Source organism: Neorhizobium tunisiense (assembly GCF_039631515.1).
In the GTDB taxonomy this organism is placed as follows: Bacteria; Pseudomonadota; Alphaproteobacteria; order Rhizobiales; family Rhizobiaceae; genus Neorhizobium.
Window position 1 is genome coordinate 1 of sequence record NZ_JBDIUU010000014.1, and the last position, 21,086, is coordinate 21,086.

Sequence of the window (21,086 nt, forward strand, 5' to 3'; positions counted from 1 at the left end):
GCGACAGCCTCGCAACTGAGTAATGACGTTCATTGATGCGGATCATTTTTGCTGTTTGCCTGTCGAAGCGCCGCCCGGTTGCCGCTGGCCTGCAGGTCCAGGAGATAGATCCCCGCCGCGATGGTGGCGATGCCTGTGCCCCACAAGACATATTGGAGGTTCACGTCTTCCAGGCCGGTGACTGCGGGCATCGAAAACACCAGCAGTCCGAAGGCGCTGGTGACCGCTTGCGTGTGGGTGCGCACCCGGCCGATCGACTCCAGGTCGGCCAGCTCGATCATTCGCCCGTCACACAGGATCTTCGAGAACGAAAACGCAAAGCCCATCAGGAAATAGATGACCGCGACCGCCCCCGGATAGGCGGTGACCGAAATGCTGGCGGCAAGAAGCCCGAGCGCGATGATGGCCAGATACTCGAAACCGTCGAGATTGAACCGCTGCAGGATTCGCGCGGCGAAAACCGCGGCCGAGATCCCTCCCACGGACCACAGGGCGTCGATCAATCCATACAGCCCGCTGCCGCCGGCAAGCTCGCGCTGCACCAGCATCGGCAGCAGCACGTTCGACAGCTGCCCCACGGACGTGCTGAACCCGATCAGCGCCGCCAGCCGGCCCAGTTCCGGCTTCTGCACGAAGAACCGGTAACCTTCCGCCACCTGCGCCATGTAGCTCCGGCGCCCACCCGATGGCGGATAGGCGTCCGGCAGTCCGAGCACGCACAGGACCGCCAGGCCGCAGAGGACCACGCCAAGCGCGAAGGCGGCATGGAGCGGCAACCACATCAGCGCAAGCCCGCCAAGACCGGCACCGGCGATCATCGAGCCTTGCCGCAGTCCGTTTACGATCGCGTTGGTCCGCCTGATATCGGCCTGCTCGACGATGGACTTCTGGATCGCGTCGAGCGCGCCGCCCTGCAGAAGTCCTGCCGCCGCGATGCAGCACGCGACGAAAAGGATCATCGCGTAGCTGAGCTCGAAGCCGAGCAGATAGGCCAGGCCCGGCAGTGCCATGGCGGCACCGAACAGCGCCTGGCCGACCATTGCCAGACGCTTGCGGCTGCGCCGGTCGATCAGCGCGCCAACGCCCGGGGCGAGCAGGACGTTGATGAGGTGACCGACGAGAAAGGCGATGCCGATCAGCGTGACCGACCCGCCGACGAGGGCCGATGACCAGCCGAGCGCGACGACCCAGAGACCGCGCGTCACACCGGCCAGGGTTACCGCAGCGTAGTAGAGGACAAGCAGCAGCAAACGACCATCCTTTTTTCTAGACGTGTCGCAAAACTGATACCCCACCCATTCCTGTCGCGCAACCGCTTTCGGCATCAAACCCAGACAAAAGCCGCGATTGATACCGATGCCCTTGTTTTGCATGTGCAATTGGCAATCTGCCGCCGCTGCGTCCGGTCAGCGCGCCTCGGCCCCGGCGACGGATGGCGGTCATCTCACGGTGGCCGGAGGTTGACTTCGGTACCAAAGTGTAAATATTGAGAATGATCTCATTTATAGAAACTCGAGGTGCGACATGGATCTTTCCTCATCCCCACAGGATGCCTATTCGTTTCTGAACGGACAGCTCCGCATCACCCGCGACGAAGTCATGCAGCGCTGCGCCCCACGGAAAGGCGACATCGTCATCCTGTCAGGTACCCTCGTCGAGGGCATTGGCAGCAAGCATTCCGACCTCGACGCCTATGTCATCTGCGACGAGCTTCCTCCGGTCCGGCACGTTGGCGATCACAGCTTCATCATCGAACAGAATGGCGGGCTGCGCACCTTCGTCGACTACATCCGCGATGATGGTTTCGCCATCGACGTGGAATATTACACACGCGCCGAAATCCAGGCGATGAAAGACGAGGTTCAAGGCCTCTATCGCCAGGCGCGAGAGCGCACCAAGACGCTGCGCAAGAAGATGCCGCACGCCTATGAAGACGGCTTGCACAAGATGCAGGTCGGCATCGCACTCACGGGCGGCGACGAGTTCGCCAGTTTGTTCTCCGCAGACTTCTGGAAACAGATGTCGTTCGTTCAATACCGCAACCGGACCGGCGGCTACCCCGAATTCAAGGATGTGATGGGCACCTGGGGCTCGGGCGACTTTGACACCAGCCTGCTGGTCTGCACGATGTTCCTCATGGATCAGGCGGCCGGACTGTGCCATCTCGCCGGCAGCACAAACGGCAAGGCCAAATGGGTGATGCAGAACCTGAAGCGCCTGCCCGATCCGCTGCGTCCGCTTGGCCAGGACATTATCGATTGGTACGGATCGGCCGGACGCTCCGCCGAGGACCGCAGGGCGGCAGTGCTTTCGGCTTGCGATCTCGTCGCGCGTATCTACGAGGCGGACACCACCCTGCTCGACGCAGATACCCGGAATTTCTATTCGGCCGAAGAAGCGCTGCACCTGACGCAACAGGAATTCCTGACAGAGCCCTTCCACGATCCGCAGACGGTGCTCGAGTTCGAGTTCCGGCGTCTTCTGTTCAACTCCGGCACACGATCCGTGCGCGAACTCTTGATCCAGAACGTGTGATCGACGAAGCCGAACTGCGTCGACGCGATCGGCACCTCCGCCCCATCGCGTCGAAGGCGTTATCATTGCGAGGCCAAAGAGATGTCTTCTGAAAACGACGCAAAGAGAGCCTACCGGGACGGCGACAGGCTGGTCATGGGAATGTCGATCGACGACCTGATGACGCTTGATCCGGCGGAGGGCTATGAACGCACCGTCTCCGAGCTTCTTGGCAACGTGTATGAACGGCTGGTTCGGCTTGACCGGGACGATCTATCGAGGATCAAGCCGGAGGCAGCCGAAAGCTGGACCATTTCACCGGACGGATTGCGATTTTCGTTTCGCCTGCGCCCGAATTTGAAGTTCTCGTCGGGCAACCCGGTCACGGCCGATGATGTCGCCTGGTCCTTCAAACGCGCGGTCACCTGCGCCAGAGGACCTGCCGAAATCCTGAACGAGCTCGGCTTGACGCCCGAAAACGTCAGCGAACGGGCCGTGGCGGACGACGAGCAGACCTTCAGGCTAACGTTGAATGCCGCCTTTGCGCCGAGTTTCGTTCTGAATTGTTTGACGTCCAACGCGGCGTCGATTGTCGACAGGAAGACGGTCGAGCAGGTTTGCGGCGCAGACGCCGATGCGCCGACCTTCGGCAACGACTGGCTGAAGAGGAACACCGCAGGGTCCGGGCCGTTCACGGTTTCCGACTGGTGTCCGGGCCAGGCGGTCGCGCTGACAAGGAACGAGTTCTCCCGGCAGAGGACATCCCTCGCCGTCGCCGAATATCGTCATATTCCAGACGGAGCGACCCAGCTCGACCTTCTCCTTGAAGGCAAGATCGACGTTGCCCGCAGCCTTGATTTCCAGCAGTTGGAGATCGCGCGACAGAGTGGCGTTTGCCGCGTGTCAGCTGCACCCAAAGGGGCGATACTCTTTATCAGCCTCAATCAGCGGCATCCCCTCCTTTCCAAACCGCAAGTCATTCGCGCCTTCAAGCATCTCGTGGACTACGAGACCATGCAGCAGCAATGGCTGGAAGGTTCGGGGCGTGTGCACCAGGGATTCCTGCCGCTCGGCATGCTTGGCAGCGAGGACAAAACCCGCTTCGCCTATGATCCGCAAGAGGCTAGGCGCCTGCTGGTAGAGGCCGGCCTGGGAAGTGGCTTCCAGATTTCCATGGATGTACATCAGTTCCCGACGGTCATGGGCGTCGCTTCCATCTTCCAGAAATCGCTGGCGCTTGTGGGCGTCGAATTGACGTTGCTGCCCGATACCGGCAAGTCGGTGCTCGGCAAGTTCCGCGGCCGCAAGCACGATCTCTATTGCGGTCGCTGGGGTACCGATTACTGGGACCCCAATTCCAACGCCAAGGCCTTCCTCAAGAACACGGACAATGGCTCGGAAAAAGAGGCGGGTATTCTTGCGTGGCGCAACGGCTGGTCCGCGCCGGAGCTAAGCCGGATGGCCGACGATGCGCTGACAATCTCAGATCCCAATCTGAGAGCGGAGCGCTACCGCCTTCTGCAGGACGAAGTTGTTTCGACTGCCCCCTACATCTTCATCTATCAGCAGGTCGAATACGTCGCCACCCGCGACTGGTTCACGACCCTGTCAGTCGGCCCGACCTTCGGCAGCAACTACCTCTTCGACACCGTCGATGCCTGAACATGCCCGATCGATCAATCGCAAAACGGCCGGGATGCACCCTGCCAGCTTGATTGGCCTATAGGTCGGATCCAGCCGGCACGTGGATGCTTGGGCGACTGGAGTCACCCCCAAAGAGACCTGCTCGGCGGTTCCATCAGCGAGCCGTTGTATTGAACCGGTGTCTCCCGGTCTTCCGCCAGCAGAAGTGGCGCGTCGAGGTCGACGTACCGGGCGCCCTGCGCGACAAGAAAGGCCGGCGCCATAGCCAGCGAAGTGCCCAGCATACAACCGACCATAAGGTCGAACCCTGCCTCCAGAGCATCCCGCTTCAATTTCAAGGCCTCGGTCAGACCGCCAGTCTTGTCGAGCTTTATGTTGATCGCGTCATATTTTCCCACGAGGCACTTGAGAGAATGCCGGTCATGGCAGCTCTCGTCCGCACAGATCGGCAGGGGGCGACTGATTCCGCGCAATGCCTCGTCCGAATCGGCAGGCAGTGGCTGCTCCACCATGGCCACGCCCAGGCGGACCAGGTGTGGCGCAAGATCGAGATACTGCTCGATTGTCCAGCCCTCATTGGCGTCGACAATCAATGTGGAGCGAGGAGCCCCGGAGCGCACGGCCTCGATACGCTCGACGTCGCGATCCGAACCCAGCTTGATCTTGAGGAGAGGACGATGGGCGTTCCGCGCGGCTGCGTTCCGCATGGAATCGGGATCCGCCAGCGAGAGCGTGTAGGCGGTGCTGAGCTGCGCCGGTGCCGAAAGACCCGCCAGTTTCCAGGCCACCGTGCCGCTTCTCTTCGCCTCCAGATCCCAGAGCGCGCAATCGATGGCATTGCGCGCCGCGCCGGCGGGGAGGCGCGACACCAGCCCAATGCGGTCCAGTCCGTTGCAGAGATCTTGCTCAAGCGATTGGACCGTTTCGATTACGCCTTCAACGGTCTCGCCGTAGCGCTGATAGGGCACGCATTCGCCGCGCCCGCAAATCGTGCCATCGCGCAGTTCGACGGTGACAACGCGGATTTCTGTGCGCGAACCGCGCGATATCGTGAAGGTTCCGTCAACCCGAAAACGCTCTTCGACAACGCGAAGGGACAAGCGGGTCATGGCAGCCCCGATGCAGCGTTGTCTCGACCTGCGAGACAACGGACTTCCAAACCTTCGGGCATCATCTCAAAATCCCCTTCGGCTTCTTGGCCGGAAGCCCTGGCCGTATATCGGTCCATTGGCGAGCACAGCATGCCCACATCTTCCTATCCATTACATCAGCGGTTCGGTGGAGCCGCGACGGAAGGTGACGGCCTGGTTGTTCCGCTCATGGATGACCGAACGCAGGATGTTGTTGCTGAACCCTTCTCTCACGATGCTGCGGGCCATGATCGGGATAAGGTTGCGGCGAGCCTTGCTGAACGTCCTTCCGAGATCGTCGAATGTGGCGCCCTGATGGCCAATACCCGGGCAGAGGATCAGGTTTTGTCCCAGGGCGTCGATCAGGCCCTCAAGCTGTTGAAGCTCGCGGGTGGCGCCTAGCACCGCGCCGATCACTTTCTGTTGCCGGCGTTCATTGTAGGCGTTGATCTCCTCAACCAGATAGGCCGCGACGCTCTGGTCCCGATCCTTCAGGATCGCCGTCTGGATCGGTTGTCCTTCGCTGTTTGACGACATGACAACGACGAAGACGCCTTTGCCATGTTCGGCCGCTCTATCGAAAATCGGATCGAGGGCGCCGAAGCCCAGATAGGCAGTGACCGTCAGGGCGTCGGCATTGTAGTAGCTGGACGGGCCGAGATAGGCTTCGGCATAACCGGCGGAGCTCGCGTCGATATCGCCGCGCTTGGCATCGACAATGACCAGATACCCGCGATCATGCGCCATATCGATCAGCCGTTTCAGTTCAACCAGACCATCGGGACCAAAACGCTCGAAATAGCTGACCTGAGGCTTTACGACCGAGACCAGACCCTGGGTCGAGTCCAGCAGGCGTTCGTAAAAGATTCGCAGTCCCGCCTTGTCGTTTGGCAGTCCCGCCGCCGTCAGAAGGCCGGGCGCAGGATCGATGCCGAGACAGAACGGTGATATGTCGTCGCCGATACGTTGAAATGCTGCTTCAAAGCTCACGCTAATACCCCTTGTGTTTGCTGTCACGCGTGTTGCGTCCAATGTAGCGACACGGCGCGACATCTCAAATTATGATTCTCATTTCAAAAAAGAGATATAGCTTCAAATTATCAGCTAAAGTCAAGCCCCATTCGGTTGAAGCCGAAGGCGTCTGGAATTCCGGACCGTGGCTGCCACCTTTCAAATCGAAGAATGAGAGGCGCGGCCGCACCAAGACCCCAGCGCTTTTCGCACGCGCAGACCGGGTCGAAACGCCGGACCGTCACAATGCCTGTTGTCGATAACAAACCCGCCCTCAATTGGCGTCTTTCCATCTTGAAAGCTGCTCGTGGCCTGTCGCCAAGACGGTGACGGAGTTGCCTTCTGGGCAGTTTATCGTGGCAACCAACTCACGGATTTGGGCCGAGACAATCCCAGCATCGGGATGCGCTCCGGGCATCTGCCGAGCGACGTTTATCAGCGCGGACCGGTCTTCCAATCCCGCGAGAATGGCTTTGCGGGTTGCCGACAGGAAACGATCGACAAGCTCCGCCATGGCGCCAATCGTTGCGTCACTTGCGACCGCGCACATGCCGGGAAGATGCAGGCCGAAGGCCGCGACATCAAGTTCTGTTAATGGAAAGTTCGCAGCGCTTTCAAGGACGTGAAGTTCATTCGTGCGGTAAACGCTGACAACATCCACGTCGCCCCTCAGAAAAGCGCCAATTTTGTCGGCCGGACTCACGTCGACAAAGTTTATCCTGTCGTAGTTTACCTGATTGTTCTCGCAAAAACGGGCCAGAAACGCTGTACCCGTCTCACCGCTCAGCTTCGCAACTCTCTTTCCCTCAAGATGCTTCGGTAGCGCGACAGGAGATTGGCTGCGAGAAATCAGACAGACCGGGGCAGCGGGCTGGTAAAGCGAAACGATCTTGATCGGTGCGCCACCCTCTATCGCGGTCAGAGCAAAAGTACACGGCAGGATCAGGATATCGAGTTCGCCCCGATGCAAGGCATCAAGGGCCGCGGGCGACCCTGTTCCTTCACAAAAGACGACTTCCAGCTTTTCGCCGGAGTAAAAACCCCTCGATTTGGCGAGATAGAAAAACGCGTATTCCGCCTTTGCCTTCCAGCTGAAGCCGACACGCAACATCTCGCCGGCAGGAGCACGCCAAGGCCGTGGTTCTCCGGAGGCCATTGCCAGGATGTCGAAAAACCGCTCGACGTAAACCCTCTTTTGCATTGCCTGAACTCCATCGACACTTCAACGAGCCTGACACTGTCCCCGCGCCAACATTGCCGCCGAGACATAATTTGAGATAAATATATATATCGATTATCAAATCTACTTAAGTGGACATTCCGCAGGCTGTCAACAGATCATTTGGCAAACGAATCCCAGCACGATGCGCTTCGAGACAGGGCGTTACGGCTTCTGGCTTCACCATCCATCGACGGTGCGTGATAATCGGCCAAAGGGCGAAGACGCATCGTCTCGATGCCGGATATGCACCGTCATCGCCCCGTCGCCACCACCGAAATCACCAGGGCTCAGCCGGCGCATTATGTCCATCGGGCGATGAGAATGGGCAAAAGTCCCGATCAGCAAGATGCGCCTCGGCGGGATGCCGGATTTGCGATTGGGACAAAATATGGAATTATACTATTTATGAGACATTACCTTTGCCAGTCGGCCGAGGATCGCTATAACGCAGCCACAGCGCCAGACTTCCAACTCACTACTGCACCACGGTCGACGATGAAAAATTCGAACTTAAATGCTGAGACGATTCAGGTTCGCGACATAGGCGCCCGACTCCACGCCTACCGGGTGGGCCGCGGTCTGTCGCCCGAGGATCTCGCTGCCCAGCTGGGAATCTCCCGCGCGGCCCTCTATCGGGCGGAAAAGGGAGAAATCTTCAAGATCGATACGCTGACCAAGATCACCAGCGTCCTCGACGTATCTCTGCCGAGCTTGCTGGGCATCGGAATGGAATATGTCGACACCGCAGTCGCCTTTTTCGAACGGATGCGGCAACTCGAAGAAGAAAGCGAGCAGATCATCGGTTTCTTCGGCCCGATCTCTTATCTGCTGACGTCGCCCGCCTATGACGAAATGCTGAAGGAGGTCCTCCGCGATTCCGATGCCGACGACAAGGCGACGACGGACGCTGTTGAGAAATTGCTCGAGATCCTGAAGCAGCGCAAGGCGGCCTATCAACAGCGACGTCCACTGCTGGTCAATCTGATCGCCTCGTCGGACCTTGAACGCTTTCTCCTGCACGGCCTGATCGGCCGCCACGACCTGCCGGACGAAATCCAGACAAGGCGCCGCGTCCTGGCAAAGCAGGAAACACTGCATATCCTCGAACTGCTGCGGGTGCAGCCGATCGGGGTGCAGATATGCATCATCCCGCAGACCGTGCCCTCGACGACCTTCCAGATCTTCCGGCAGTCGACCCGATCGGTGCTGGCCATCAGTCCCTTTCGCTTGGGCGAACAACCCAATGTCCGTGTCGGCGTCGGCTTTATAACCTCTTCTGCCGAAGCGATCTCCCTGCACGAGAACATCGCGAAACGGCTGTGGGAACAATCCTTGAAAGGCAACGATGCGGCCGATTATCTGATCAAGCTGATCGAAAAATACGGCGTCGAGTGAACCCAGGCCACCGTGCGGACCGGCGCCGCCCGATGCCGGTGACGCTAGGCCGCTATCGGCAGGGGCACGCAGGCGGGCCTTCGACCATCCTTACAAGGCGGGCATGGCGGCCAGATGCAAACCCAACGCGATCAGCAAGCATCCGGCAAGGACACGCAGGAGACGCTGTCTTCCCGTGGAACGATGGAGACGTCGCCGTACGACTTCGGCCAGAAGAGCACATAAGACGTCGGACGAGGAAAAGATCACATTGGCAATACAGCCCAGCACGAGAAGCTGAAGCCATAGCATCTGTCCGTCTTCAATTCGGGTAAACTGGGGAAGAAAGGCAACATAGAACAACGCCGTTTTCGGATTGAGGATCTCCACCAACATACCCTCGAACAGCGCCTGAACCTCGCTGGACGATCCGGTCGAAAGCGCGTTCGTGTTCATGTCCTCGACACGCCGAAACAAACCAAAGCCGAGCCAGATCAAGTAAGCCGACCCGGCCATCTTCATGCCGATATACACGCTCGGAAAGAAGTGCAGCAGCACGGTAATGCCGAATGCAGCGGCAAGTACATGAAAATATGTGCCAAGATGGATGCCGAACGAAGTCATCAGGCCGTGCCGACGGCCCTGTGCCGCGGTTTGCGCCGCAACGAACAGCATCGCCGGTCCAGGAACATAGCCATACAACGTCGCCGTCACCAGGAAGGTCAGCAGAAGTTCGTTCGGTGGCACGGTGGCGCTCGCTCATTGTCGTGGCTGCGCGGCATTTCTCACCATGGGCCCCATCCGGCACGCAAACGGAGCAGAGAACGCGCGTATTGATGAAAAGCCTCGGCGCAATTATGCCGCATCGGGCTTCCTGAAGACAAACACATGGTTTCCGGAATCGTCGGGAAGCGGCCCGTCCTCAGGCCACACCCTGGCATCGTACACCATCTCAAAACCTGCCTGTTGCAGTTGGGACAGGAAATGCTGGCGACATACCTTGAACTCCACTTCGCCGCGAACGGCGAGGGTTACGTTTTCCTCGATAAGACCAACGATGCGATCCGAAATATTCGGCCTGCGCCGCCTGGTGTCGTCGCGGGCGGCCGCGTAGAACCGCACCACGGCTGCTTTGTACTGCTCTGTCAGCGGCGCATCGAAATACGGCACGATGTTTTCTGCGAATACCGCCTTCCCTCCCGGCTTGAGGGCTCTGAACAACTGCTCCGCAAAAGCCGGCTGCATCGCATGCTCGATGTGATGATAGGCAGACGACAACAGCAACAGGTCGTACTCCCTGTTCGCCTTCAGGAAATCAACGACATCCGCAACGTGAAAGGTTGTATTGTCGAACAAGCCGAAACGTTGCCGGGCGAACGCTATGTTCCGCGCATCAATATCCACGCCCGTTACCGTTTTTATGTTCGGATGAGAGATCACCCCAAGGAGCGACATGCCTGTTCCGCAGCACAGGTCAGCAATCGCGGCATCCTCCATTACATCCAACTCGGCCTGCACACGCTCCCAGAATGCTCCAAAGAGCGCCATTTCATCCGGCCTCGACCACTCCTCCATTTCGTAGTTTCCAGGAGCGAGATACTGAAAGACGTCCATAATATTTCCTCTACTGCCGATTGGCACGACAACTGACGGCCTCAGCTTTGAAGCGGAATGAAATCCAGAAGCAAAATATCCCGGAAGGCGAATGTATTATTTTCCAAAATCTCCACAGGGGACAATTTATGATAGACGGATTCATCGTCTATAATGTAGTTCTCCCCCATTTCCCGCATCAGGAAACTATCTAGTTCGGATTTTTCATTGTCTGCGATGTGGACACGTCCGCCGTCAGCGCCGCAATACGTCAAGAGAACCACTGAAATGAAGCGCTCACCGTCCTTGTGGTAGCCGGGCGGGCTGGTCTCACACCGTTGCCCGGGCAGGGCGCAGTAGCGCATGACGTGGAGATTGACCTGATAAGCCTGCCCGGCATTCGAGAGCGGCAACCTGGCCACCTGTTGCGATATCAGCTTGTAGATACCGACATCGGTGGAAAGATCAGTTGCAAGCGGTGCATATCGGCGCTCAACACCGCCCAGTTCCGGATTGTGCGACACATCCTGAAGATAGGGTCGAACTTCTCCAAGATGGCGGACCTCAACGCCCGCATCGGTCACGAGGGCGCTGTATTGGTCAAAACTGCGATAACGTTTGCCAGTCTTGTAATATTCATCTGCCGGCAGATCCCATGAGCCAGATGCCATGCGCCCGAGCATATATGCGAGATCCCGGTCCAACTGCAGCGGCCTTTTTGTGTAACCGCGAGCTTCGATATCTGCGCGAGCCTCAGCGTGATGCGAAAATTCAACGGGAATGTTTTTCACCGAATGGCCTCCACAATCTGTGGTGCTATCGCAAGGCGGCGACTGACCAGTCGTCGATACCGCCGGCTTCGCGAAGCAGCATCTCAATAATTTGCATTGTGTCTATTCTGGAATTTTATCTAATTTTTGAAACGTGTCAATCGCGATATCGGGCCTGGCGGATTTTTGGGCATTGGAGAGGGCGCAGCAAAGTCGGGACAAGCATTCCGACCTTCGCGCGGAAAGCTCCGCCGACCAGCGACAGAATAGGAACATCAAACGATTTCAGTGGGCGGCATGAACAGATTTGCCCGTGATCCTCTTTATCGTCGCCACCGATTTCCAGCGGAGGTGATTGCCCATGCCGTTTGGGTCTATTTCCGATTTCCGCTAAGCCTGCGGATGGTCGAGGATATGTTGGCAGCGCGTGGCGTCATCGTCTCTCACCAGACCGTGAGATTGTGGGCAGCGAAGTTCGGCAGACACTTTGCCAATGATATCCGGAAGAGATCAGCCGGCAGGCTCGGCGACAAATGACACCTTGACGAGGTCGTCATCACCATCGGCGGGAAGAAACACTGGCTTTGGCGCGCCGTCGATCAGGACGGTTTTGTTCTCGACGTGCTGGTGCAGAGCCACCGCAATACAAGGCCGCCAAACGTCTGATGCGAAAGCTTCTGAAAGGACAGGGACGTTCGCCACGTGTCATGATCACCGACAAGCTGCGATCCTATGGCGCGGCAAGCGCGACATCATGCCTGGCGTCGAACATCGATCCCACAAAGGTCTGAATAACCGGGCGGAAAATTCCCATCAACCGACCCGGCGGCGGGAGCGGATCATGAAGGGCTTCAAGTCAGTCCGACATCTCCCAGCGTTTCGTTTCTATGCAGGACCCCGTGGCCAATCTCTTTCACGTTCCACCCCATGATATTCCGTCCGACCATCACCGCGAACTGAGAACCGCAGCCATGCAAGTGTGGAACAAAATCGCACGCCTGCGGGCCGCATAAGCGAAGTCGGAGGGCGAGACTTTCGATCAGAGCCCGTTAACTTTACGATGCCGTCGCGGAGGCTGCCAAAGCTTGATCACTGCCAATAAAGATTATTTCAGCAATTTCTTCTACAGGTGTGAAAAGCGCACGAACGGGAGATCTGATTGGTGACTCGCCCTACAATTTTAATGATGGTATTCCTGTCGTCCTGCACTGTAATGCCCGAGCATTCCAAGACTATAACATCGATGATGCCGTCGGTGACCGGTTCTGCGAACAAGGATATGATGGTCACCGCGGCAATCGGCAAGGCCACGATTGAGCGCTCGAGGCTCCAGTCTTCGCCGTCGGCACTGGCCTATGGCGGGCCCAGTCCTTGGGTTTGTACCCCCAGCGGATTTGGCATGAAATCACACTGCACATCGAAAGCTTCCCTCGATAACTAATCAAGGTGACGGTTGGGGCCGGCAGTCCGGAGGCAGACAAAGAGCCTGAACTGCCTCCTGGAATTCGGCGAGCTGATCCGTCGGATAGAGCCGGAAGCGGGCTCTCCGCCCCGGCATCTGACCGCGGCTCAAAGGAACTTTGTGCACGGCGAATGCACTGAGGCTGACGACCATATCCGACAGGACCGATAATTTCCCCGGATTGCCAAGGCTCTACGACAGCATTGGTAATTGGACGCACGGGACCGCTGAATTGCATCTAGAAACCTCTCCCAAGACAAGAAAGCAACTGACGAAATTATTATTTCGCTGGTGGAGTGGCAGTGAATGCAATACGTTTGCGATAGTCTTTCAGAATTAACTAATTTAGGATATACGATAGAGCCACATCAAGGCCAAACGAATGTAAATGGATTAGTGGGGCTGTTTCCAAGAGGCCCTGGGGAAGGAAAGGAAAGGAACGGATGCGGGACCGGGATGTGACACAGTCTGCTTCTGTCAAGACCGATTTCCTTGCCGAAACCGACGAAGTGATCTCTCTTTATGACGAGAGCTTTCATCTTACGGAATGCTCGGCAAAGTACCGACAGATATATGGCGGTGCTTCTCTAATCGGCACGACGTTGTGGCGCGTCTATCCGGAATTGCTGGCACCCTTAACCAAATCTGCGGTCGAACTCGTGCTCGCAAATGGCTTCCCGCGAAAGATAGAGGTTGCAAACGACAAGGCAGAGGACCAGCGCACACTCATCGTTTTCCGCAGCCCTCGCGGCTTGGGCGTCGTCGAAACGAATGGTAACGCAATCCTGCGCGGGACCGATAGCCAAGCCGAGAACGAGCGAACGCTTCTTTTTTACCAAGCTACCCATGATGTTTTAACGGGGTTGCCAAATCGACGGCATTTCAGCGATCAATTGCGAGGCGTCTTGACCGCATCAAAGGCAAAGTTCGCCCTCATGCAGATCGATCTCGACGATTTTAAACCGGTCAACGACACATTGGGCCACAGTGCAGGCGATATGGTGCTGAAGATGGCTGCCGAACGGATACGGAGTGTGCTCGGAGAGCAGGAATTCGCCTATCGATTGGCTGGCGACGAGTTTGCAATCATTCAGCGGAGAAATGCTCAACCTGAGGAAGCGGAACGCCTGGCAGAAGATCTCGTCCATGCTTTCAAGGAGCCATTCATGGTCGATGGCCTTAGCGTCTTTGTCGGTGCAAGCGTGGGAGTTGCGGTCGCTCCAACAGATGGAAACGAATTCGAACTGCTCATGAAAGCGGCAGATATTGCACTCTATGCTGCTAAGGAGGATGGCCGGCGCAGGGCGAGAAGGTTTAATCGCTCCATGCTCACGGTTCTGGAACAACGAGAGACGTTGCGTCGCAGTTTGCGAACTGCGCTCAAAGATGAGCAGTTCTTCATTGAATATCAGCCACTTGTGCAGGCTCCTTTCTCGATCGTAGGCTTCGAAGCGCTATTGCGATGGCGGCATCCCTTGATGGGCGTCATTCCACCCGGACTGTTTATTCCGATCGCCGAGACGGACGGCTTGATGAGCGATATCGGCCAATGGGCTCTTGAACAATCCTGTCGGGAGGCAATGACGTGGCCGCCCCACTTCACGGTTGCCGTCAATCTTTCTCCGGCGGAATTCCTGCACGCAGGGCTTACCGATCGCGTTGCTCAAACCCTGGATCTTGTCGGACTTCGCGCTGACCAGCTTGAGCTTGAAATCACCGAATCTGTGCTTCTAGAGCGTACGATCAACAATCTTGATACACTGAATACATTGAAAATGCTGGGAGTGCAGATATCGCTTGACGATTTTGGAACCTACTATTCGTCGCTCAGCTATCTGAAAAACTTCCCGTTCGACACGATCAAGATCGACCAGTATTTCATCAAGGATCTCGAGGTTGATTACAAAAGCCGGACCATCGTCCGATCCATTATCGCGCTTGCCCACGGGCTCGGCATGAGCGTCACGGCCGAAGGTGTGGAAACGGCAGAACAAGCCGCTTGGCTCAACAAGAATGCATGTGATCGGCTTCAGGGATATTTTCTAAGCAAGCCAATGCCCGCCGAGAGGATAGGCGCATTCCTCGGGAGGTTTACGCCGCCCGTTCCCTTCGGGAACTTCCCGATTCGCAAACCAATGCGACCTTTGGATCCTGAGCGAATGTGACAGTCAATTTTTGAACTTCCTAGGAGCGGGTATGGAAGGAGGAGCGGCATGCATACAGCCAGCAAGAAGCCTGAGGAACCCGCCTTCGCGCCTCTGCTCCAGTTCGAGATGGACATGCGAGCATTTCTTTCGGACTGGCTGCATTGCGATCAGCTCTCGACCTTCATCGCGCGGATGATCAGCCACAACCGCACGGATCCAATTCGGCACTCAAATTTCTTCTCGTTTGCTCTCAATGAACTGCTGGAGATGTCATTCCGGGGCGGTTCTCCCGAAGGGACAATAGACTGCATCGTTTACCGACGCGACCTGATGGAACGTGTGAAACTCAGCTTCACCTGCTCTTCAGGGCAGCAGGAATTCTACCGCGAGGCAGTTTCTAGAACCCATCAGGAAGATGCGTTTTCGCGCTATCTTGGCGCCATTTCAACGGATCAGACGCCAAACAGGGAAGTCATTCTTCTCAATCTGGCAATCAATTTCGACGCCGACGTGCATCTTGAGGAACGTGCTCCGGCATCCATAACCTTCGTGGTCGACCTGCCGCTTGAAGGGGCCATAAATTGAGCACGACTGTCTTTTCATCGTCCTTCAATGCGGAGTTCGATGCCAATAGCCAGGAATTCTCGCTGGCCGGCGTGATCCGGCCGCGCTCGGTCGACGAGATCGCGGCAAGCATTTCCATGCTCAAAGGGGCTATCGATGACGTACGCGGGGTTCTCTACATCAATGTGAAACGTCTCGTCCAGATGAATAACACAGCGTTTCAGGCCTTTGCGCGTGTCGTTCTGGATGCTTGTCGTGCGAGATCAGATCTTCGCATCGTGGTGGTGACCTCAAGCGTCGTCGGCTGGATCGAACGCATGTTCGCGCACCTGAACAGGATCGAGCCGCGGATAACCGTGGAAGTTTATGATTCCAAATTCTACCCCGGCCAAGCCTTCGTCGAGGATACGAGTTTCATTCCGATATTGCGCACGCAGACCAAGATGACCTGGCGCCACGAGCGAACGATCCTTCCCCGCCACGGCATGCGGCCGGGAATCGTGATGGCCGATATCTGCTGCGGCATCGGCGATTTCGCCATGCTTGTCAAAAAAGAGTTCCAGCCAACGCGCGTCGTGGCGCTCGACCATTCGAAGACGAGCCTGGGCTATGCACGCGATATGGCAGCCAGCTTCGGCATTGCCGATATCGAATATACCTATGGCGACGCCTCCGAAATGTTGCTTGAGGACAATCAGTTCGACTTTGTGACCTGCCGTCATTCGCTCCAGATATTCAACCGGCCGATCGTGCTTTTGAAGGAGCTTTACCGGATCTGTAGGCCGGGCGGGCGGGTGTATATAACCAACGAAAAGAATTCGCACTGCCTGGGAGAACCCCGATCGCGAAGCATTCAATGGACATATAACGAGGTCGCGAAACTGTTCAGCCACTTCGACATGGATGTGGAATTCGGTCCAAAGAGCCGCCGATATCTCGTCGATGCCGGCTTCGACGAGATCATCATGGAATCCTTCATGGTCACCAACCTCGACGGAGACCCGCAGGACTTCGCCGATGTAATAGCGGCCTGGGAAAACGTCTACGCCGGAGAAATGGCCGTGAAACGTGGCGATCCTCCCGAGTTCATAGAACGCTTCCGCCAAGGGTTCAACGACCACATCTTTGCAGCCCTTCATCCCAGGGGCTATGCTGGCTGGCCAGTCTGGGCGGCATCCGGGCGTAAACCGCCATGAGCACGTCCAGTCAGCAGATCGCACGTTCCGGCTTACGATCATTCCGCGCGAAGTTTGTTCTCGTTGTCGGAAGCGCCGTGCTCTTCGATTTGCTGGTGACCGGGGGCCTAGCGCTTTGGAATGTGCAAAGACTCTCCCGCGATGCGACGGCCGAGGTCGGCCAGGGGCTGGAACAGGCCAATCAGAGTTACATCCGTTCCTACGCGGAAACGACGGCCGAACATGTCAATCTGCTTCTGAACCAGGTCCACTCCGACGTGAGCACCTTGGCAGGCGTCCTTCAAGCGCAGATCGATCGTCCTTTGCGGGAGACCCAGATTGGGGGGGCGATGGCCCGCGGCGCCCCGGGAACCGTAAACGTCGTCTATGATTCGAAAGGAGGGTGGGCCCAGAACTTGCCCGGCCCATTATCCGTCGTCAGCGTCTGGGGATACCTTCTGGGGTCCGACCACGTTCCGCTGCCCGAAGTTCAAAGGGATATCGAAAATAGCGCAGTGCTCGACTTGGTTGCGCCAAGCCTCCTGGCAAACGGCCTTTCGAAGCTGCAGATGTACTACATCGGCCCGAAGGAGCGTCCGATCTTCAGGACGGCACCTTACACGGAGCAGGCCCAGACGTTCGACAGGCTCTATCCGGGCCATAACAGCGCGGAGTTCTGGACCTTCTTCTTTCCCGGGCTCTACGAGTCCTGGGAACAATGGGCTAAGGATCCAGGGCAGCGTCCAGTCAGCAACGACATCACCCAGACGGCGCCATATACGGATGCGATCACCGGCAAGCTCATCGTCAGTTTCTTTCAGCCCCTCTGGTCCCCTGACCGCACGAGGGTTGCAGGCGCCGCCGGAGCGGATATCACACTCGACCAACTGGCGGAAATCGTCGAGAACGTTAAAGTCGCCGACAGTGGCTTCGGTTTCCTCAGCATGTCCGACGGCAATGTCGTCGCCATCAATCCGATCGGCGAGAAGATCATTGGCCTGCAAGCATCGAGCGATACGGGCGGCGAGGGTGTAACGGGCCTGAACCGCTCTCTGAGAAAGAGCCTACAGCCGGAAATCGCGCAACTGCCGCTGGGAGAAGAGGGACTGTTGCGGCACATTCTCCTGCATGAAAACGGCGAGAAGGTCCCCTACCTCGTTGCCCTGAGGCAACTGCAGCCGACGAACCTCTGGGTCTCCGGCCCGGTTCGGCGTGAGGCTATGCTGCTCGGCATCGTCGTGCCGGAGCGCGAGATCTACGCCTCGTTGTTTGCGGCCCAGGCGGGAATTTCACAAGCGACGAACCGGATCCTGATCTACCAGATTCTGGCCCTTCTAGTATCCCTATGCTTCGTCATCGGAGCCGTCTTCGCCATATCGAAGCGTATAACCAGAGGTATCAGTGCGCTCGCCGACGCTGCCAAGCGCATACAGGCCAAGGACTATTCAGTCAGGCTCGACATCCCGACACATGACGAGGTCGGCGAGGCGGGCTTAGCCTTCAATCGCATGGCAGAACAGATCAGCTTCCATACGGAAAATCTCGAGCAGCTCGTTGAGGACAGAACCACGGAGATCGAAGAGGCGAACCTGCAAATCTCCACCCTGAACCATAGGTTACGCAACGAAAACTTGCGCCTCGGCGCAGAACTCGCCGTCGCACGCCGCATCCAGATGATGGTCCTCCCCAAGGCCCGTGAGCTGGAGGAAATTACCGATCTAGAGATCGTAGCCTATATGCGGCCAGCCGACGAGGTCGGAGGCGATTACTACGATGTCCTGAGGGACGGAAAGCGGCTGAAAATCGGCATCGGCGACGTGACCGGACATGGCCTCGAAAGCGGCGTCCTGATGCTGATGGTCCAATCGACCGCACGAGCCTTGCAGGAAGCGGGCGACATGGACCCGTCGCAGTTTCTGAACAGTTTGAACCGCGCCATCTATAAGAACCTCGTCAGGATCAGCACCAACAAACACTTGTCGCTCGCCTTCCTGGATTACGACGGAAAGCGCTTGACCCTTTCGGGCCAGCATGAGGAACTGATCGTTGTGCGCAAGTTGGGCAAGGTGGAGCGGATCGATACACTGGATCTCGGCCTGCCGATCGGGTTGGAACCGGATATTTCGCAATTCGTGGTAACGCGTGAAGTCTCCTTTGATCGCGACGACATGATCATTCTTCACACCGACGGCGTGACCGAGGCCGAGAATCGCGCCGGTGAGTTCTTCGGCATCGAGCGACTTTGCGAAAGCGCTGGTCGGCGATACGGGCAGAGCGCCGAGGATGTCAAAATCGGCATCATTAGCGACCTGATGACCCATATCGGAACTCAGAAGATTCATGACGACATCACACTCGTTGTTATGAGACACAGGTGAGCGAATGAAGACTTTGTACGGATTGGAAGATCTGGCTATCGGAACAGGCGAAAATATTACCCGGCTTTGCCTCTTCGAGGGGCCTCTCGAACTTGGCTGGAAGCACTGCGCGATCACGTCGGATTTCGTCGCCGAACTCGTTGCCCTGCGCTACCGCGCATCCCACAGCCTCTACCAGGAGGTTCGCCACAATGTGGCTTATCTGACGAACGAACTCATTGAGAACGCGATAAAGTTCCGGGCTGCCGGCGAGATCGTCGTGGGAGCCTCGGTCAAGGGCAATGTATTCCGCGCAAAAGTCTCCAATCTTATCGAGGAGAAACCAGCCATGCAGTTCCAGCATTTGCTATCGGAAATCACCATGGGAGATCCGGGCGAGCTTCTCATAAAGCGGATCGAGGCGAATGCGATCGGTACGAACACAAGCGACGCAGGCCTCGGGCTTCTAACGCTGATGAGCGATTATGGCGCCCACTTTGCATGGGTTTTTGGACCTGAGGAGCCAGACGGAAAAATCCCGCTGGAAACCTATGCGTCTATTACAGTCCCGAATGTATCGAATTGATTGGGGTGTTCAATATGGAAATCAAGGAAGAAGAATATCGCGTCTGGTCGGAGGGTACGGAAATCTATTTCGACGGATCCATGCGCCTGCCCAGCACGGCGGCCTATGCGCCGATTTTTTCCCTCGTCATGAGTATTCTGGAAACCGAACCAGATCGCGTTACCGTGGACCTCACCGGGCTGCAGTTTCTCAATTCATCAGGGATCAACCTGCTCGCGAAACTTACGATTGAAGTGCGCAACAAGCAGAATATTCAATTCACGGTGCGCGGAAGCTCCGAATATCATTGGCAATCAAAGTCACTTCCGAACTTGAAGAAGTTGTATCCGGCGATCGATCTAAGACTCAGCTAACGAAAGCCCTGCCAATGACCCCATATCAACCTCCAAGCGTCAGCCAGTCGCCGATCGTCGTACCGTAACGTTGCGTGGCACGCGCGACCGGACCAGCCGGGTGCTCGCTTGCCGCAGTCTTCCGGATTTCACGCGGGCTGAGCCCGAACTCGTGGCTGAAAGCGCGGGTAAAGTTGGCGGCAACGTCAAATCCGGCCGCCTCCGCGATCAGCGAAATCGGCCTGTTATCTGCCGGGTTGCTAAGATCTGCATATGCCTGCAGCAATCGACGCCTGCGAATGTAATTGAGGACGCCTGCGTTCGCTTCGAACAATTGGTAGAGCCGCGTACGGGAGATACCTAACGCGCGGCATATGACATCAGGCGTCAAATGATCTGAATGAAGGTTGAGGTGAATGTAGCGATGCGCTCGCTCCATCAGGCCCATCGTCTGATCCTGGTTACTATTCAGTTTTGTGGACGAAGCAGCGCAAGCAACGACCATATCGCCGATCGTTCGTATGATCCGCGGCACCTCCGCTGCAGTTAAATTGCTCAGGTTCGCTTCCAGGCCACTGATATAGCTGATGAGCAATTCAGCCAGACTGCCGGAGAGCACCACGTTGTTGGCGTTCTGGAGAAGACTCGCATCGCCAGCCAACAGTTCATAGGGCAAGAAGACTAGCACAGCGATCGAATCAGTCATTCGCCCGCGGCATGGACTGCCGAGAGACCTGAAAAATATCTCACCCGGGCCGGTCTCCATCACATGACGACTGACCTCCGTCCAGGCCCGACCGCTGCGAAGCACACCGAGGTTCCAATGGTCGATCGGGCTTGACCGCAGCATGGCTTGATCTCGGACATAGCTGTATGCCTGCGCGCGCTGCTGGACGATGAGTATGTCGTTGAGACGCCAACCAATCTGTTCGGCGAAAAAACTGTCGTTGGGTAAACTTTCGTACGGCAGATGAACATCCACGAGCGGCGCCATATGTGACCGCCATGCTCTGAACTGTTCGTCCGATGGCAAGTCTTGGGTCGAAAATCGTAATGGCACCAAAGCAGGCGGGACATCCAAACGATCTTCTTTCCCCGTGGAGGGTTCGCGCGGCCAGCGCCGCCGCTCCATGTGGTCCGGCCATTCCTGTCCCTCGGCGGGTTTATCTCCGGATCCGGACCCAGTAGCCATCCAACTTCTCCAG

The 21,086-nt window shown here is 57.2% G+C and carries 17 protein-coding genes and 1 pseudogene; 10 read left to right on the plus strand and 8 right to left on the minus strand.

Features of this window, described 5'->3' with window-relative positions:
* Positions 1-29: 29 nt before the first annotated feature.
* Positions 30-1,250, minus strand: coding sequence for an MFS transporter (locus tag ABCW43_RS28435; RefSeq protein ID WP_345928170.1), 1,221 nt, complete (start codon positions 1,248-1,250; stop codon positions 30-32).
* A gap of 274 nt (positions 1,251-1,524) precedes the next feature.
* Between ABCW43_RS28435 and ABCW43_RS28440 the strand changes: the two genes are divergently transcribed.
* Both ABCW43_RS28440 and ABCW43_RS28445 read left to right on the plus strand, forming a co-directional pair.
* Complete coding sequence (locus tag ABCW43_RS28440) at positions 1,525-2,535, plus strand: hypothetical protein (RefSeq protein ID WP_345930692.1); 1,011 nt, start codon at positions 1,525-1,527, stop codon at positions 2,533-2,535.
* Between the two features lie 81 nt (positions 2,536-2,616).
* The gene (locus tag ABCW43_RS28445) at positions 2,617-4,176 is read left to right on the plus strand and encodes an ABC transporter substrate-binding protein (protein ID WP_345930693.1); all 1,560 of its coding nucleotides are present in this window, start codon (positions 2,617-2,619) and stop codon (positions 4,174-4,176) included.
* Between the two features lie 104 nt (positions 4,177-4,280).
* Here ABCW43_RS28445 and dgcA read toward each other — a convergent pair whose 3' ends face one another.
* The 3 genes from dgcA to ABCW43_RS28460 form a co-directional block, all read right to left on the minus strand.
* Complete coding sequence (gene dgcA / locus ABCW43_RS28450) at positions 4,281-5,267, minus strand: N-acetyl-D-Glu racemase DgcA (protein ID WP_345930694.1); 987 nt, start codon at positions 5,265-5,267, stop codon at positions 4,281-4,283.
* Positions 5,268-5,420: 153 nt separating this feature from the next.
* Positions 5,421-6,278, minus strand: a complete 858-nt coding sequence (gene pyrF / locus ABCW43_RS28455; RefSeq protein WP_345930695.1) for an orotidine-5'-phosphate decarboxylase — start codon at positions 6,276-6,278, stop codon at positions 5,421-5,423.
* A gap of 295 nt (positions 6,279-6,573) precedes the next feature.
* Positions 6,574-7,500 (minus strand): ABC transporter substrate-binding protein, encoded by a 927-nt coding sequence (locus ABCW43_RS28460; protein ID WP_345930696.1) that lies wholly within the window; start codon positions 7,498-7,500, stop codon positions 6,574-6,576.
* A gap of 255 nt (positions 7,501-7,755) precedes the next feature.
* Here ABCW43_RS28460 and ABCW43_RS28465 point away from each other — a divergent pair, with 255 nt between their 5' ends.
* Entirely contained in the window at positions 7,756-8,916 is a 1,161-nt protein-coding gene (locus tag ABCW43_RS28465) for a helix-turn-helix domain-containing protein (RefSeq protein WP_345930697.1), read from the plus strand.
* Between the two features lie 90 nt (positions 8,917-9,006).
* On the opposite strand, the gene ABCW43_RS28470 is transcribed toward ABCW43_RS28465, so the two are convergent.
* The 3 genes from ABCW43_RS28470 to ABCW43_RS28480 all read right to left on the minus strand — a co-directional run bounded on the left by ABCW43_RS28470 (position 9,007) and on the right by ABCW43_RS28480 (position 11,279).
* Entirely contained in the window at positions 9,007-9,642 is a 636-nt protein-coding gene (locus ABCW43_RS28470) for a LysE family translocator (RefSeq protein ID WP_345930698.1), read from the minus strand.
* Positions 9,643-9,750: 108 nt separating this feature from the next.
* Positions 9,751-10,509 carry a class I SAM-dependent methyltransferase gene (locus tag ABCW43_RS28475; protein WP_345930699.1) on the minus strand — a complete coding sequence of 253 codons (759 nt, stop codon included), beginning with the start codon at positions 10,507-10,509 and terminating at the stop codon, positions 9,751-9,753.
* Positions 10,510-10,550: 41 nt separating this feature from the next.
* On the minus strand, positions 10,551-11,279 hold the full coding sequence (locus tag ABCW43_RS28480; protein WP_345930700.1) for a 2OG-Fe dioxygenase family protein: 729 nt from the start codon (positions 11,277-11,279) through the stop codon (positions 10,551-10,553).
* Between the two features lie 276 nt (positions 11,280-11,555).
* Between ABCW43_RS28480 and ABCW43_RS28485 the strand changes: the two are divergent.
* The 7 genes and pseudogenes from ABCW43_RS28485 (at position 11,556) to ABCW43_RS28515 (ending at position 19,902) form a co-directional block, all read left to right on the plus strand.
* A pseudogene (locus ABCW43_RS28485) lies at positions 11,556-12,271 on the plus strand (IS6 family transposase).
* An 892-nt stretch (positions 12,272-13,163) separates the two neighbouring features.
* The gene (locus ABCW43_RS28490) at positions 13,164-14,885 is read left to right on the plus strand and encodes a putative bifunctional diguanylate cyclase/phosphodiesterase (protein WP_345930701.1); all 1,722 of its coding nucleotides are present in this window, start codon (positions 13,164-13,166) and stop codon (positions 14,883-14,885) included.
* A 48-nt stretch (positions 14,886-14,933) separates the two neighbouring features.
* A complete protein-coding gene (locus ABCW43_RS28495; protein WP_345930702.1) occupies positions 14,934-15,452 on the plus strand; it encodes a ubiquinone biosynthesis methyltransferase UbiE in 519 nt (172 codons plus the stop codon).
* Positions 15,449-16,627, plus strand: a complete 1,179-nt coding sequence (locus ABCW43_RS28500) for a class I SAM-dependent methyltransferase (protein WP_345930703.1) — start codon at positions 15,449-15,451, stop codon at positions 16,625-16,627. Before ABCW43_RS28495 ends, ABCW43_RS28500 begins: the two co-directional genes overlap by 4 nt.
* Positions 16,624-18,984, plus strand: coding sequence for a SpoIIE family protein phosphatase (locus ABCW43_RS28505; protein WP_345930704.1), 2,361 nt, complete (start codon positions 16,624-16,626; stop codon positions 18,982-18,984). The genes ABCW43_RS28500 and ABCW43_RS28505 overlap by 4 nt, the downstream gene beginning before the upstream one ends.
* 4 nt (positions 18,985-18,988) lie before the next feature.
* Positions 18,989-19,549 carry a slr1658 superfamily regulator gene (locus ABCW43_RS28510; protein ID WP_345930705.1) on the plus strand — a complete coding sequence of 187 codons (561 nt, stop codon included), beginning with the start codon at positions 18,989-18,991 and terminating at the stop codon, positions 19,547-19,549.
* Positions 19,550-19,563: 14 nt separating this feature from the next.
* Positions 19,564-19,902: a slr1659 superfamily regulator gene (locus ABCW43_RS28515; protein ID WP_345930706.1), complete on the plus strand. Its 339-nt coding sequence runs from the start codon at positions 19,564-19,566 to the stop codon at positions 19,900-19,902.
* A 25-nt stretch (positions 19,903-19,927) separates the two neighbouring features.
* Here the strand turns inward: ABCW43_RS28515 and ABCW43_RS28520 are convergent, their stop codons facing one another.
* A complete protein-coding gene (locus ABCW43_RS28520) occupies positions 19,928-21,073 on the minus strand; it encodes a helix-turn-helix domain-containing protein (protein WP_345930707.1) in 1,146 nt (381 codons plus the stop codon).
* Between the last annotated feature and the right edge of the window lie 13 nt (positions 21,074-21,086).

Bases quoted from the DNA above. Each gene is read 5' to 3' on its own strand.
- ABCW43_RS28490 (WP_345930701.1), top strand. From the start codon at position 13,164: ATGCGGGACCGGGATGTGACACAGTCTGCTTCTGTCAAGACCGATTTC.
- ABCW43_RS28460 (WP_345930696.1), bottom strand. From the start codon at position 7,500: ATGCAAAAGAGGGTTTACGTCGAGCGGTTTTTCGACATCCTGGCAATG.
- ABCW43_RS28505 (WP_345930704.1), top strand. From the start codon at position 16,624: ATGAGCACGTCCAGTCAGCAGATCGCACGTTCCGGCTTACGATCATTC.
- dgcA (WP_345930694.1), bottom strand. From the start codon at position 5,267: ATGACCCGCTTGTCCCTTCGCGTTGTCGAAGAGCGTTTTCGGGTTGAC.
- ABCW43_RS28445 (WP_345930693.1), top strand. From the start codon at position 2,617: ATGTCTTCTGAAAACGACGCAAAGAGAGCCTACCGGGACGGCGACAGG.
- ABCW43_RS28440 (WP_345930692.1), top strand. From the start codon at position 1,525: ATGGATCTTTCCTCATCCCCACAGGATGCCTATTCGTTTCTGAACGGA.
- ABCW43_RS28495 (WP_345930702.1), top strand. From the start codon at position 14,934: ATGCATACAGCCAGCAAGAAGCCTGAGGAACCCGCCTTCGCGCCTCTG.
- ABCW43_RS28465 (WP_345930697.1), top strand. From the start codon at position 7,756: ATGCCGGATATGCACCGTCATCGCCCCGTCGCCACCACCGAAATCACC.
- ABCW43_RS28520 (WP_345930707.1), bottom strand. From the start codon at position 21,073: ATGGCTACTGGGTCCGGATCCGGAGATAAACCCGCCGAGGGACAGGAA.
- ABCW43_RS28475 (WP_345930699.1), bottom strand. From the start codon at position 10,509: ATGGACGTCTTTCAGTATCTCGCTCCTGGAAACTACGAAATGGAGGAG.
- ABCW43_RS28515 (WP_345930706.1), top strand. From the start codon at position 19,564: ATGGAAATCAAGGAAGAAGAATATCGCGTCTGGTCGGAGGGTACGGAA.
- ABCW43_RS28510 (WP_345930705.1), top strand. From the start codon at position 18,989: ATGAAGACTTTGTACGGATTGGAAGATCTGGCTATCGGAACAGGCGAA.